Genomic DNA, 12,980 nt, shown 5'->3' with positions numbered 1-12,980 from the left:
AGCAAAAATGAGCAAGAAAAGAGATGAGGAAAAATGCAGATCAAAGGCATTGAACACGAAAAACAGGGCGTCATTTTTGACATGGATGGTCTTTTAGTCAATTCAGAAGAGCTCTACTGGAAGGCCAACATTCAGGCTTCTAAAGAGTATAATTTGGGCATCCCTGACGACAGTTACCTCACCTTGGTCGGGGCCAGCGTCAAGACGATGGATGACTTTTACGCCAAGTATTTTGCTAGTGACGAAGTCCGCCAGGCCTTCGTCAAGAGAACCGATGACCTGGTTTGGCAATGGGCCGATGAAGGCAAGCTAGTCTTAAAGCCCGGCGTTCAAGAAATCCTCGATAAGTTTGAAGAGCTCGGGATCAACATGGGTCTAGCCAGCAACAACTACAAGAGCGTGGTTGACCATGACCTCTGGGTTACGGGATGCCGCAACTATTTTGACTACATCGTCACCCACGACGAAGTGGCTGAACACAAGCTGCGTTCTAAGCCTTTTCCTGATCTCTACCTGGAAGCGCAAAAAAGAAGCGGCCTAGCTAAAGAGGAGCTGTTGATCTTTGAAGATTCCAGCATGGGGGTTGAAGCAGCGGCCAATGCCGGCATCGATTGCGTGATGATTCCCGACCTGAAGGCACCTAGAGCGGTTGATAGACAAAGAGCAATAATAGTGTGCCAAAACTTCTTCCAACTTTCGACGTTAATTTTCTGATTTTCGGTGTAATAACAAGTAGAGGCGTTTTTATTTTTAGGAGGCAGTTGTCATGACTGAACAAACGTTTAACTACTACTACATCGAAAATGATCTGGACTTGCTCAAGCTTTTAGCCAGCCAGTTGCAGCTGACCAGCTGGGAGGACCTGGACAAGCGGCTGCGGAAAGACAAGATCACCAGCTTCAAGGACTTGCTGGATTATGCATCAGGTCCCGCTTGTCCGCCAGACCTAGCATTGACCATCGAGGTGGTAATGGACCGGTTGAGAGCAACCGACCACCGCCGGTCTTGTGACTGGTCATCCAGCTCCAAGATCGGCAATTACCTGGCTGAAAAGCTGCAAGGGCAAAAGCAAGAGCAGTTCTGGGTTCTTTACTTTGACAAGCAGCAAAATCTGTTAGGAGAGAAGATGCTTTTCCAAGGCACCCTGGACCGCTCCTGGGTGCACCCAAGGGAAATTTTCCGCTGGGCGGTCGTTTACGGCTGTGCCAGCATGATTGTGGCTCATAACCACCCAAGTGGCTATTTGACCCCGTCCAAAAATGACCTGGAGCTGACCAGGGGGCTCAAGGAGGCAAGCAAGATCATGAAGATCGCCTTCTTGGACCACTTCATTGTGGGTGGGGGCGACTATTTGAGCCTGCGTGAAAGAGAATTGTTTTAAATTTAGCTTAATTTTCTGCCAATCCATGACTTTCACGGGCATTATGCTATAATTAAGCAAGATTAAGCGAGTAAATAAGGAGAGATATCCGTGTTTGGATTTGGTTCAAAAAATATTGGTATCGACCTGGGTACTGCCAATACTCTGGTTTATGTTGAAGGCAAGGGCATCGTTTTGCGCGAACCTTCTGTTGTGGCAAAGAACACCAAGACTGGCGAAGTCATCGCCGTTGGTTCTGAAGCCAAGGAAATGATTGGCCGTACTCCTGGTTCAATTGTGGCCATTCGGCCAATGAAGGATGGGGTAATTGCCGACTACGACACTACTGCATCTATGCTGAAGTACTTCATGGGCAAGACGGTTGGCAACTCAAAGCCATCAGTCATGATCTGTGTTCCTTCCGGCGTTACCGAAGTTGAAAAGAGAGCTGTCATTGACGCTGCCCGCGTGGCTGGTGCCCGTGAAGCTTACGTCATCGAAGAACCTTTTGCCGCAGCCATCGGTGCTGGTCTTCCAGTGATGGAACCAACTGGTTCAATGGTTGTTGACATCGGTGGCGGTACGACCGACGTTGCCACTATTTCTTTAGGCGGGATCGTTTCTTCAACTTCAATCCGCCAAGCCGGCGACAAGTTCAACCAAGCGATCACCAACTTCGTTCACAGCAAGTACAACCTGCTGATCGGTGAAAGAACTGCTGAAGACATCAAGATTCAAATTGGCTCAGCTTCTGTTGAAGCAGCCAAGGAAATTGAATCAATGACGATCCGTGGCCGGGACCTAGTTTCAGGCTTGCCTAAGTCTTTGGAAATCAGCGCCGTTGACGTGGCTACGGCCATTCAAGATGTCGTTCAAGACATTATCGTGGCTATCAAGGAAACTCTGGAATTGACTTCTCCTGAAATTGCGGCTGACGTAATTGATCATGGTATCGTCCTGACCGGTGGTGGTGCCTTGCTCAAGAACCTGCCAGAAGTCATCTCTGACGCAACCAAGGTACCAGTATTTATCGCCCAAGATCCACTTGACTGCGTAGCTATTGGTACTGGTGAATCACTGAAGCATTTGGACGTAATGCGCAGAACTAGTAGATAAGCAGCAATAAACCGGCCTTAGGCCGGTTTTTATCTTGGATTTGAGTTTATATGAAGAAGTTTTTTCAAAACAGAAAAATGTTATCAGCCTTGGCAACGGTCGCTGTGGTGGCGGCCTTGCTGGGCTCAACCGTGACCTTGCGGAATAACTTAAATGCTCCTTTATTCGTGCAAAGGCTGGGCAACGACCTGGTTTCAGTTGGCTCCAGAATCGTCAGTGCTCCAGTTGCTTGGCTGTCTGATGGGATCAATTCGATTGATGACCTCCTCAATGCGGCTAGTGAAAACGACCACTTGAAGAAAAAGGTCTCTGAATTGGCGCAAGTTGAAGCGAGAAATGCCGTCTTAGAAAAGGAAAACAAGCAGCTGAAAGCCGCTGCCGGGATCAAAAAGACCCTGACCAGTTATACGACTACGACCGCTTCAGTTATTTCCCGCTCTTCTGACAGCTGGAGCGAGCAGCTAACCATCAACAAGGGCAAAAATGCCGGCTTTAAAAAGGGCATGGCGGTGATGTCTGGCGGCGGGGTTATCGGCCGTTTGACCGAAGTTGATGCGGCAACTAGCAAGGTTGAATTGATCACGACGACTGACAGCTCAGCCAACCGCTTTGCCGTTCAAGCTGTTTCTAGTTCTGGCAAGACCCTGCACGGCATCATTAGCGTTCAATCAGGCGGCGTCTTGACCTTTACCCAGGCTTCTAGCTCTAGCAAATTGGCCAAGGGCACCAAGGTTTATACCAGTGGTCTTGGCGGCGTTTCACCAAAGGGCCTCTTGATCGGGACGGTTAGCGAAACAACCAAAGACAGCTTTGGCTTGTCTGACTTGATCAAGATCACGCCTGCCGGCAACCTGTCTGACCCATCGGTCGTCACGGTCGTTCAAAGGAGCGTGTCCTAATGCGCATTTTTAAGCAGTGGATCCTGGCAATTGCCTTATATGTTGCCCTGACCCTTGATGGCGTTTTGTCCGTTTACCTGCAGCCGATCTTAAAATATGGCAACGGTAAGGCTAGCTTGATGCTGCTCCCTTTAGCAGTTTTGGTCATCAATTTTGAAGATGAGCGCAACCCGAAAGAGTTTTGGCTGGCCCTTGGCGCTGGGCTAGTAGCAGATTTATACTTTTACGGCATTATTGGCATTTACATCGTCGTTTTGCCGGCCCTGTCGGCATTTGGCCGCTGGTACGCCCGCGTTTCACCGGAGCTCTTCATTGTGCGCCTGATCGGGACCTTCTTGGCCAGTTGCGGGGCTAGCCTTTACATTTGGCTGGTCTTCCACATTTTGACTTGGACCAACCAATCCTTCCAAGCTGCCGTGCCCAGCGTGCTTTATACGGGATTGTGGAGCGTGGGGATTACGGTTTTGACCTACTGGATCTGGTCAAAACTGGCTCGCAGCTACCCATTCTTGATTGACCTGGATAATTACCGTTATTAAGCTAAAATAAACGCAAGAGAAAAGCGATCAGCAGCTGCTGATCGCTTTTCTCTTTTATGGTACTTGTCAGTCTTATTGACCCATCAGGTAGTAGACTACAGAAGCAGCAACACCGAACAAGGTGATCACTGCCATCAAGATAACCATGACATTTTCAATCTTTTGAAATGTTGACTTTTTCTTCTTGCGTGCCATATGAGCCTCCTGTATGAAGAAATTATAACCTGTTTGCCATTGATTTGCAATTTATTGCTAGGATTAAGTGCTGAAAAAAGTTAAAATAGACTAGATACGGAGGATTCTTATGACACAAATATTACTCTTGCCTGTGATCGGTTTGGCGGCTGCCTACGTCGTCAATCTAATTTGGCCCAAGGCCAGCTTTCGGGGCTATGACGTGATGCCTTTCTTTTTGATTTATGCATGTCAGCTGCTGACCGATTTGAAAAAGCTCCCCTCATTTTTACCATCTGCCTTTTTGCTTTACTTCATTTTAATCTTGCTGTCGGCCATCAAGTGGGCCATGATCAACAAGAATATTTCTCTGAGCAAGATGTTTCGGCAATTTTGGAGCTACCTCGATGCTTGCTCCTTTTTCTGGTATTTGGGTCTCTTGCTAGTCACCATGATTTAAAAAATGTACCGCTTTAATTTGCTAAGCGGTGCATTTTTTTAATTTTTAGGGAAAATTTCCTCTCTTTTCCATATTTGGTGGTTTAAAGTGGGGATTTGTGGTAAATTGTTAACAGAAGGGAGGACCAGGCCATGTTGATGGGTGAATATCAGCACAATTTAGATGCTAAAGGTCGCTTGATCATTCCAGCTAAATTGCGTGAACAAATTGGTTCAGAATTGGTATTGACCCGGGGCATGGAAGGCTGCATTTTTGGCTATCCTTTAGAAGAATGGGCAAAGATTGAAGCCAAGCTGGCCAAGCTCTCCTTAACCAAGAAGAATGCCCGCAGCTTCACCAGAATGTTTTATTCTGGGGCAATGGAAGGCGAGTTCGATAAGCAGGGACGGATCAATATTTCCCCCACCTTGAAAGAACACGCTGGTCTAAAGAAGGAGTGCGTAATCGTTGGCGTGTCGACCCGGATCGAAATCTGGGCTAAAGAGCGCTGGGATGATTACTCTGAAGAGGCAAATGAGAGTTATGACGATATAGCAGAGAGTTTGGACGATATTGAGTTATAGAGATGGAATTTAAGCATACTAGCGTGCTCTTGCACGAAACGATCGACAATTTAAAAGTGCACGATGGTGGCCTCTATGTTGACGCGACTTTTGGTGGGGGCGGCCACGCCCGCTACCTTCTCAGTCAGCTCAAGAAAGGCACCTTGGTGGGCTTTGATCAAGACGAGTATGCAATCAAGACAGCTCAAAGCAATTTCGCCGACTATTTACAGGCTGACAGCCAGCCGCGGCTAGAACTCGTTCATAACAACTTCAGTCACCTGACTGAAGAACTGGAAAAGCTGGGGCATGGGCAAATCGATGGCATCTATTATGACCTGGGCGTTTCGTCTCCGCAGCTAGACCAGGCAGAGCGCGGCTTTTCCTACCGGTTTGATGCACGCTTAGACATGCGGATGGACCAAAGCCAGGATTTTGATGCCTATCAGCTAGTCAACCAGTACAGCCAAAAGCAGCTGGCTGATGTTCTTTACCGCTATGGCGATGAAAAGTTTTCCCGGCAAATTGCCCGGAAGATCGTAGAAAAGCGGCAGATTAAGCCAATTGAGACCACTTTTGAATTGGTGGACATCATTAAAGAAGCCATTCCAGCGGCAGCTAGACGGACTGGGGGCCACCCAGCCAAGAAGAGCTTTCAGGCGATTCGGGTTGAAGTCAACCACGAACTGGATGTCTTGCAAGCATCCCTAGAAGAAGCAATCGAGCTGCTGGCGCCAGGTGGCCGTATCAGCGTCATTACCTTTCAGTCTTTGGAAGACAAGATTGTCAAGAAGACTTTTAAAAAATATTCAGAAGTTGAGATTCCGCGCGGGATGCCGGTTGTGCCCGAGGGAATGAAGCCTGCCCTGAAGCTGGTTAACCGTAAGCCGATTACGGCTAGCGCAGAAGAGCTAGAGCATAACAACCGTTCACACAGTGCCAAATTGAGAGTAGCAGAGAAGTTATAAAGAGGACCACACTATGCCAGGAAATACTGTTAGAAAATACAATTACGAACCAGAACAAGAAGAACGTGAGCGTCAGCGCCCCCGGATCGTCGTTGACCCCCAAAAGGTCCCTTATTCCCCTTTTGAGAAGGTCTTGGTAGCTGCTGGCGTAATTGTGGCTGTGGCCTTGATCACCTTAAATGTCTCAGCCAGCGTCTCGGCTACTTCGGTGCAAAGACAGCTGTCAAATATCGAAACCGCAATTACCAAGCAAAGAAACGTAACTACCAACCTGCAGCAAGAAATCGGTGAATTGTCATCAAATTCACGTTTAAACAAGATTGCTGCTAAAGAAGGACTTAAGTTACGGGAAAACAACATTAGGACTATTCGCTAATGAAGAAGACCAATAATTTAAAGAAGATCAAATCCAGAGCACACGGCTATCGGTTCACTGTCGGGAGGACACTTGAACTAGCCGTTGCTTTGGTTTTTCTTTTATTCGCCGGTCGCATGCTGTATTTGTCGATTTCTAAGACCATTGATGGTCAAGACATCAGCAAGCGGACAGCGGCCATTTACCGCCGCAATACCGCTTTAACGGCAAATCGGGGGACGATTTATGATAAAAATGGCCTGGTGATTGCCCAAGATTCCCATACTTATACTGTTTATGCCATCTTGGACAAGACCTATGTCGACTCAAATAAAAAGCCCCTCTATGTGCAAGATAAACAAAAAACGGCCGAAAAACTGGCAACGGTCCTGCCGCTTTCGGCTGCCAAAATCTACAAGTTTTTGACGCCCAAGTCAAAGTCGGTCTTCCAGGTCCAGTTTGGGACAGCGGGATCAGGCTTGACCTTAACGCAAAAGAAAAAGATTCAGGCGATGCACTTATCCGGGATCAAGTTCATGGAGACGCCATCTCGGCTGTATCCAAATGGCGTTTTCGCCTCAAACGTTATTGGCTACACGGTCAACCAGACCAGCAAAAAGACTGGGTCTACGGAATTAGTTGGCGTGACCGGGCTTGAAGCCTACTTTAACAAAACTTTGACCGGGACCAACGGCTATGAGACCAGTACCGTTGACTCCTCAGAAAATCAGCTGCCAAGCGGCTCGCACTCGTATCAAGCAGCCAAAGACGGCAACAACCTCTACTTGACCCTTGACTCTCAGCTGCAAAGTGCCCTTGAGTCCTACATGTCCAAGGTGCAAAAAAATTACAGCCCGAAGGCCATAACGGCGGTGGTTGAGGACTTAAAGACTGGGAAAATTTTGGCAGCCAGCCAAAGACCAACTTTTAACTCGCAAACCAAAGCCGGCATCAGCAAGGCCGGAAGCAACCTTTTGGTCCAGTCTAGCTATGAACCAGGGTCTGTATTCAAGATTTTGTCCCTGTCAGCTGCCGTCAATAGCGGCAACTACAACCCTAAAGAGTACTACCGGTCAGGGTCAATCACGGTTTCCGGCAGCACCATTTATGACTGGCAAAAGTCAGGCTGGGGCACGATTCCTTTTTCACAAGCCTTTCCGCGTTCAAGTAACGTCGGGATGGTCTACCTAGAAAAGAAGATGGGAGCTAAGCTCTGGAAGAAGTACCTCGAGATGTTCCGGATCACCCATAAGACAGGCGTCACCCTGCCAGGCGAAGTTTCCGGCAGCATTTCTTTTGCCAGCCCCGTCGACCAAGCGGTAACCGCCTTTGGCCAGGGCGTGACGGTCAATGTCATGCAGATGATGCAGGTTTACAGTGCCTTAGCCAACAACGGCCAGATGGTTAAGCCGCAGTTAGTGGAAAAAGTTACTGACGCTTCCGGCAAGACGGTCAAGGGCTACACGGTCAAGAAGGTGGGCAAGCCGGTCTTTACGGCAGCTACCCGCAAGGTGGTCATGCAAAATATGAAAAAGGTTTTGAGCCAGACCATCGGGACTGGTCATGCCTACTACATGAAGGGCAAGGACTTCGGGATCAAGACCGGGACGGCCCAGATTGCCAAGGCAACGGGCGGCTACATGACGGGGGACCGCAATTACATCTTCTCCGTTGTCGGCATCACCCCAACGGACAACCCGCGCTACTGCATCTACATCACCATGAAGCAGCCAAGCAAGCTGGGGAGCGGGGCTGAAACGATCTTATCCCAGATCTTTAAGCCGATGATGCGGCGGTTAGTTTTGCTCAGCAAGGGCAACAAGTCGGCAACTGGTGCGGTTACCGTGCCAAAACTGACCGGCATGACCGTGGCCAAAGCCAAGTCCACCGCCAGCTCAAACGGCTTGACTTTGGTGAAGCTGGGTACTGGCAATACGGTGACTAGTCAAAATGCCAAGGCCGGCGAGACGGTTTCTGCCGGCAGCACTGTCTTTGCCCTGACTAGCGGCAAAGTTACCATGCCGGACTTGACCGGCTACAGCCAAAGCCAAGTTGAAGCCTTTGCTGAATTGACCGGACTAAAACTGACCCTATCTGGGTCAGGCAAGGTCAAGTCGCAGAGCCTTGACGCCGGGACGACCATTAAAGCAGGAACAAAATTGAAAGTAGAATTAAAGGAGTAAGAGTTCGATGCAAGCAAGTTTGATTGCTTTTACGATTTCATTGGTACTAAGTGCCTTATTTTTGCCATGGCTGATCATGTGGATGCACAGCCACGATGAGGGCCAGCAGATCAGAGACGAAGGCCCAAAGTGGCATGAAAAAAAGTCAGGGACGCCAACCATGGGCGGTACGGTCTTTGTTTTGGCGGCTGCTATTGCCACTGTTGCGGTTTGCGCCTTCAAGGGCTTGATCAACAACACTGTTTGGATTTTGCTGATTGCCTTATTAGGCTACGGCATTATCGGTTTCCTCGATGACGGCTTGAAGCTCTTTTTCAAGCGCAACCTGGGCCTGCGGGCTTGGCAAAAGATGGCTTTGCAGCTACTGGTTGCAGCCTTGATCGTGATTTTAGCGGCAAATGACCACTTTGACTTCGCCTTGTACATTCCTTTAGCCGGCGTCGTGCACAATATCGTGCTCTTTGTCTTGTTTGAAGTCTTCTGGCTGGTTGGCTTCTCTAATGCTGTCAACCTGTCAGATGGCCTAGACGGTCTGGCAACGGGTCTGTCCTTTATTGCCTACGGGACTTATGCTTGGCTGGCCATGAAGAGTCAAAACTACCAAGTAATGGTCTTTTGCATGGCAGTTATGGGCGGGCTTATCGCCTTCTTCATGTTCAACCACAAGCCAGCCAAGATTTTTATGGGCGATGCAGGTTCTTTGGCTTTAGGCGGCGGCTTGGCTGCGGTCAGCCTCTTTTTAGGCCGGCCATGGTCACTTTTGTTAATTGGTATTGTCTTTGTCTGTGAGACAGCCAGCGTTATTTTGCAGGTCATTTCCTTCCAAACCACTGGCAAGCGTATCTTTAAGATGACGCCAATCCACCACCACTTTGAAATGCTGGGCTGGTCGGAATGGAAAGTTGATATTGTCTTTTGGCTGGTTGGCTTAGCCGGAAGCATTTGTTATTTGTTGATCTGGGGGTAAATAACGTTGAAAGAGATTGACACCTATACTGGTAAAAATATTTTGGTTTTGGGCCTCGGCCGGAGCGGTTTTGCAGTCAGCAAGCTGCTCTTAAAGCTTGGCGCCAAGCTGACTTTAAACGACAAGGCAGATTTAGCCAATAATGAAAAAGCAGCTGAACTGGAAAAACTGGGCGTAAGAGTCATTGGCGGCTACCACCCAACGGAAATTTTTGACGAAGAGCACTTTGACTACTTGGTTAAAAATCCTGGCATCCCTTACGAAAATCCGATGGTGGCTAAGGCCATGGAGAAGAAGATTCCGGTTATTACGGAACCGGAAGTTGCCTTGAGCGCCAGCGAAGCGCCATATGTCTGCGTCACGGGCTCAAACGGCAAGACCACGACCGTCATGCTGACGCAAATGATCATGGACCACTATCTGCAGCAAAAAGGTCACCGCGCCTTTGCTGTCGGCAATATTGGCTGGCCAATTTCAGAAGTTGTCTTAGATCAAGCTGGTCCAGACGACCTCTTGGTAGTAGAAATGTCCAGCTTCCAGCTGATGGGTGTTACCGACATCAAGCCTAAAGTTGCAGCCATCGTTGACATCTACAACAACGTTCACCTGGACTACCACAAGACTTTTGACAATTATGTCGACGCCAAGCTGAACATCGGCCGCTTCCAAGACGAAAATGACTACTTCTTGGCCAACTACGATCAAAAGGACATTTTGGCTAAGGAAGAAAAGGCGACTAAGGCTAAGATTTTGACCTTTAGCGAAGAAGACGCTAAGGCAGACTTTTACGTAGGTCAAGACTACCTGATGCACGGCGATGACGAGATGATGAAGATTGCTGATATCAAATTGCCGGGGATGCACAACCTGCAAAACTCCCTGGTTGCCATCGGCATTTCGACCTTGCTGGGTGCTGGCAAAGACGACATTTATGCCGTCTTGTCCACCTTTACCGGGGCTGAGCACCGTCTCCAATACGTCACTGAATTAAATGGCGCTAAGGTTTATAACGACTCTAAGTCTACCAACATCGAAGCTGCGTCCGTCGCCATTCCGGCCTTTAAGGAGCCAGAAGTCCTTCTTTGCGGGGGTCTGGACCGGGGCTTTGTCTTTGACGACCTGGTTGACCTCTTTAAACAGCACGTTAAGGCGATCGTCACCTACGGGGAAACTCGCTACTTGCTGGCTGATGCTGCCAGAAAGGCCGGCATCAAAACTATCGTTGTCGTTGACAACTTACAAGAAGGGGTTGAGGCAGCTGCCAAGCTCTTAGAGCCAGGCGACGTCTTCTTGTTCTCACCAGCTTGTGCTTCATGGGACCAATTCAAGACCTTTGAAGAACGCGGCGAAAAATTTGTTAAGTATGTACAGGAACTGAAAGAAAAGTAAAATGAGAGTTATTTTTTCCGGTGGCGGCACGGGCGGCCACATTTACCCAATCATGGCCTTGATCGAACGCTTGAAAGAAGAAGGCATTTCTACTAACGATGAAATCCTTTTTGTCGGCACGCAAAAGGGGCTTGAATCAAAGATCGTCCCAGCTGCTGGCGTCAACTTTGCAACCATTGAAATTCAAGGCTTTGACCGCAAGCACCCAATGAAGAACTTCAAGACGATTAGTCTGTTCTTGAAGGCTACTAAGCGGGCGCGGCAAATCTTGACTGACTTTAAGCCAGACGTCGTTTTGGGGACGGGCGGCTATGTCAGCGGTGCTATCGTTTATGAAGCCAGCAAGATGCACATCCCAACCATGATCCACGAATCAAACTCCGTGGTTGGGGTGGCCAACAAGTTCCTCGGCCACTACGTGGACAAGATTTGCTACAGCTTCGATGATGCAGCTAAGGAATTCCCTGAGAAAAAGAAGCTGGTCAAGACTGGCAATCCGCGCTCTCAGCAGGTCTTGAGCTTGAACGCCAAGCCGGTTGACTTAGCAGGCGAAATGGGCCTAAATCCGCAAATCCCAACGGTCTTGGTCTTTGGCGGCTCACGCGGGGCCTTGGCCATCAACCGGGTCATGCTGAAGAGCTTGATGGAACTCAAGAAAAAGCCGTATCAAGTTATCTGGGCAACCGGGACTTACTACTATAAGGCCATTGAAAAGAAGCTGGCTGACGTTGACTACGGCACTTCCATCAAGGTTGTGCCATACATTGCCAACATGCCAGGCCTGCTACCAGAAATGACCTGCGTTGTTTCCCGGTCTGGGGCAACTAGCTTGGCTGAATTTACGGCTTTGGGCGTCCCGGTCATCTTGATCCCTAGTCCAAACGTTACCCACAACCACCAAATGAAGAACGCCATGGACCTGGAAAAGGCAGGCGCGGCCTTGGTGATTGCCGAAGATGACTTAAACGAAAATACCTTTGTTTCATCAATCGACCACCTGCTCTTAGATACCACTTACGCCGAAAAGATGAGCAAGGCTTCTAAGGCCTTGGGCGTGCCCGATGCCTCAGACCAAGTCATCCAGGTGATGCAGGAAATTGCCAAAAAGAATTAGAAAACAATTTTTTAGAGAACAAAAAGGAGGCTGAGAAGATGGCTCGTAAGCGAATTACCAAGAAAGACCCTCAAGAAGAGCTTTCAAAATTTTTAAACCATGAATCGAATCACCAGGGCCAGCACAAGCTGTCCAATCAGCTTCCCTCTTTGCAAAAAGAGCGGCGGCGGAGTCTTTTGATACGCCTGGGCTCAATCATCGTCTTTTGCGCGGTGATGATCGCCTTTTTAGGCTACTACGTGTCGCCTTTAGCCGACGTGTCAACGGTCAAGGTGAGCGGAGCAGATGATCTGAGCGCCAATAGCTTGGTCGAATCCGCCCAGATCAAGGCCAGTGAAAAGGTTGTTGATGTCTTGCAGCAGCAAAAAAGCATCAGCAAGAAGCTGTCTCAGCTTTATCCAGAAGTGCAGTCAGTCTCATTTGCTCTTGAAGACTTCAACACCGTTTCTTTCAAGGTCCAGGAAAGAGGCATTATCGGCTATATTAAAGATGGCAGCAGCTACCGCAAAATTTTGACCGATGGTCGTCTAGGCACTAGACGCTTGACTTGGAGTGAGATTGACCATGACAAGCCGCTCTTCATTGGCTACAGCAAGAAAGTTTCTTTGAAAAAGAATCTGAAGATTTTCAATTCTTTCCCTGACTACTTTAAAAAGCAGGTAAAGATGCTGTCTGGCAACACCCGCCGTAAGACCCAGATTATCATGGTCATGAAAGATGGCAATGTGATCATCGGCAATACGGCAACGATCAAATCTAAGGTCAAGTACTATAATTCAATTAAGCAGGACTTGACGACTAGCAGCGTCGTGGATTTAGAGGTTGGCGCCTTTACCAGACCCCTGACTAGTGCAGAAAAAAAGGCATATGGCTTGTCTTAGCTTTATATTTTTTAAGCCTTATGATATCATTTA

At 48.5% G+C, this 12,980-nt stretch carries 15 protein-coding genes; 14 read left to right on the top strand and 1 reads right to left on the bottom strand.

All coding sequences use genetic code 11. The features are described 5' to 3' along the window. The first annotated feature begins 33 nt into the window (after positions 1 to 33). From ACI4WN_RS05990 to ACI4WN_RS05970, 5 genes are all read left to right on the top strand, one after another. Positions 34 to 714, top strand: coding sequence for an HAD family hydrolase (locus tag ACI4WN_RS05990; RefSeq protein WP_439777397.1), 681 nt, complete (start codon positions 34 to 36; stop codon positions 712 to 714). Between the two features lie 52 nt (positions 715 to 766). Further along, complete coding sequence (locus ACI4WN_RS05985) at positions 767 to 1,381, top strand: JAB domain-containing protein (RefSeq protein WP_439777396.1); 615 nt, start codon at positions 767 to 769, stop codon at positions 1,379 to 1,381. Between the two features lie 90 nt (positions 1,382 to 1,471). After that, a complete protein-coding gene (locus ACI4WN_RS05980; protein WP_008459991.1) occupies positions 1,472 to 2,476 on the top strand; it encodes a rod shape-determining protein in 1,005 nt (334 codons plus the stop codon). 50 nt (positions 2,477 to 2,526) lie between these two features. Continuing rightward, complete coding sequence (gene mreC / locus ACI4WN_RS05975; protein WP_439777395.1) at positions 2,527 to 3,375, top strand: rod shape-determining protein MreC; 849 nt, start codon at positions 2,527 to 2,529, stop codon at positions 3,373 to 3,375. Further along, positions 3,375 to 3,914: a rod shape-determining protein MreD gene (locus ACI4WN_RS05970; protein ID WP_439777394.1), complete on the top strand. Its 540-nt coding sequence runs from the start codon at positions 3,375 to 3,377 to the stop codon at positions 3,912 to 3,914. The genes mreC and ACI4WN_RS05970 overlap by 1 nt, the downstream gene beginning before the upstream one ends. A 72-nt stretch (positions 3,915 to 3,986) precedes the next feature. On the opposite strand, the gene ACI4WN_RS05965 is transcribed toward ACI4WN_RS05970, so the two are convergent. Further along, positions 3,987 to 4,109: a DUF4044 domain-containing protein gene (locus ACI4WN_RS05965; RefSeq protein ID WP_439777393.1), complete on the bottom strand. Its 123-nt coding sequence runs from the start codon at positions 4,107 to 4,109 to the stop codon at positions 3,987 to 3,989. Positions 4,110 to 4,218: 109 nt separating this feature from the next. Here ACI4WN_RS05965 and ACI4WN_RS05960 point away from each other — a divergent pair, with 109 nt between their 5' ends. The 9 genes from ACI4WN_RS05960 (at position 4,219) to ACI4WN_RS05920 (ending at position 12,947) form a co-directional block, all read left to right on the top strand. Then, positions 4,219 to 4,548 (top strand): DUF3397 domain-containing protein, encoded by a 330-nt coding sequence (locus ACI4WN_RS05960; protein ID WP_439777392.1) that lies wholly within the window; start codon positions 4,219 to 4,221, stop codon positions 4,546 to 4,548. 131 nt (positions 4,549 to 4,679) lie between these two features. After that, on the top strand, positions 4,680 to 5,111 hold the full coding sequence (mraZ, locus tag ACI4WN_RS05955; RefSeq protein WP_439777391.1) for a division/cell wall cluster transcriptional repressor MraZ: 432 nt from the start codon (positions 4,680 to 4,682) through the stop codon (positions 5,109 to 5,111). 2 nt (positions 5,112 to 5,113) lie between these two features. Next, positions 5,114 to 6,058, top strand: coding sequence for a 16S rRNA (cytosine(1402)-N(4))-methyltransferase RsmH (gene rsmH / locus ACI4WN_RS05950; protein WP_439777390.1), 945 nt, complete (start codon positions 5,114 to 5,116; stop codon positions 6,056 to 6,058). 13 nt (positions 6,059 to 6,071) lie between these two features. Next, on the top strand, positions 6,072 to 6,434 hold the full coding sequence (ftsL, locus tag ACI4WN_RS05945; RefSeq protein WP_439777389.1) for a cell division protein FtsL: 363 nt from the start codon (positions 6,072 to 6,074) through the stop codon (positions 6,432 to 6,434). After that, positions 6,434 to 8,596 (top strand): penicillin-binding transpeptidase domain-containing protein, encoded by a 2,163-nt coding sequence (locus tag ACI4WN_RS05940; RefSeq protein ID WP_439777388.1) that lies wholly within the window; start codon positions 6,434 to 6,436, stop codon positions 8,594 to 8,596. The genes ftsL and ACI4WN_RS05940 overlap by 1 nt, the downstream gene beginning before the upstream one ends. A 7-nt stretch (positions 8,597 to 8,603) precedes the next feature. Next, the gene (gene mraY, locus ACI4WN_RS05935; RefSeq protein WP_439777387.1) at positions 8,604 to 9,563 is read left to right on the top strand and encodes a phospho-N-acetylmuramoyl-pentapeptide-transferase; all 960 of its coding nucleotides are present in this window, start codon (positions 8,604 to 8,606) and stop codon (positions 9,561 to 9,563) included. A 6-nt stretch (positions 9,564 to 9,569) separates the two neighbouring features. Continuing rightward, the gene (gene murD, locus ACI4WN_RS05930) at positions 9,570 to 10,952 is read left to right on the top strand and encodes a UDP-N-acetylmuramoyl-L-alanine--D-glutamate ligase (protein ID WP_439777386.1); all 1,383 of its coding nucleotides are present in this window, start codon (positions 9,570 to 9,572) and stop codon (positions 10,950 to 10,952) included. Position 10,953: 1 nt separating this feature from the next. Beyond that, the gene (gene murG / locus ACI4WN_RS05925) at positions 10,954 to 12,066 is read left to right on the top strand and encodes an undecaprenyldiphospho-muramoylpentapeptide beta-N-acetylglucosaminyltransferase (RefSeq protein WP_439777385.1); all 1,113 of its coding nucleotides are present in this window, start codon (positions 10,954 to 10,956) and stop codon (positions 12,064 to 12,066) included. A 38-nt stretch (positions 12,067 to 12,104) separates the two neighbouring features. After that, positions 12,105 to 12,947 (top strand): cell division protein FtsQ/DivIB, encoded by an 843-nt coding sequence (locus tag ACI4WN_RS05920; RefSeq protein ID WP_439777384.1) that lies wholly within the window; start codon positions 12,105 to 12,107, stop codon positions 12,945 to 12,947. Positions 12,948 to 12,980 lie beyond the last annotated feature (33 nt).

Source organism: Lactobacillus sp., assembly GCF_051893255.1.
Lineage (GTDB): Bacteria > Bacillota > Bacilli > Lactobacillales > Lactobacillaceae > Lactobacillus.
Note: the sequence above shows the minus strand (reverse complement) of the source record. Positions and strands in the feature narration are given on the sequence as shown.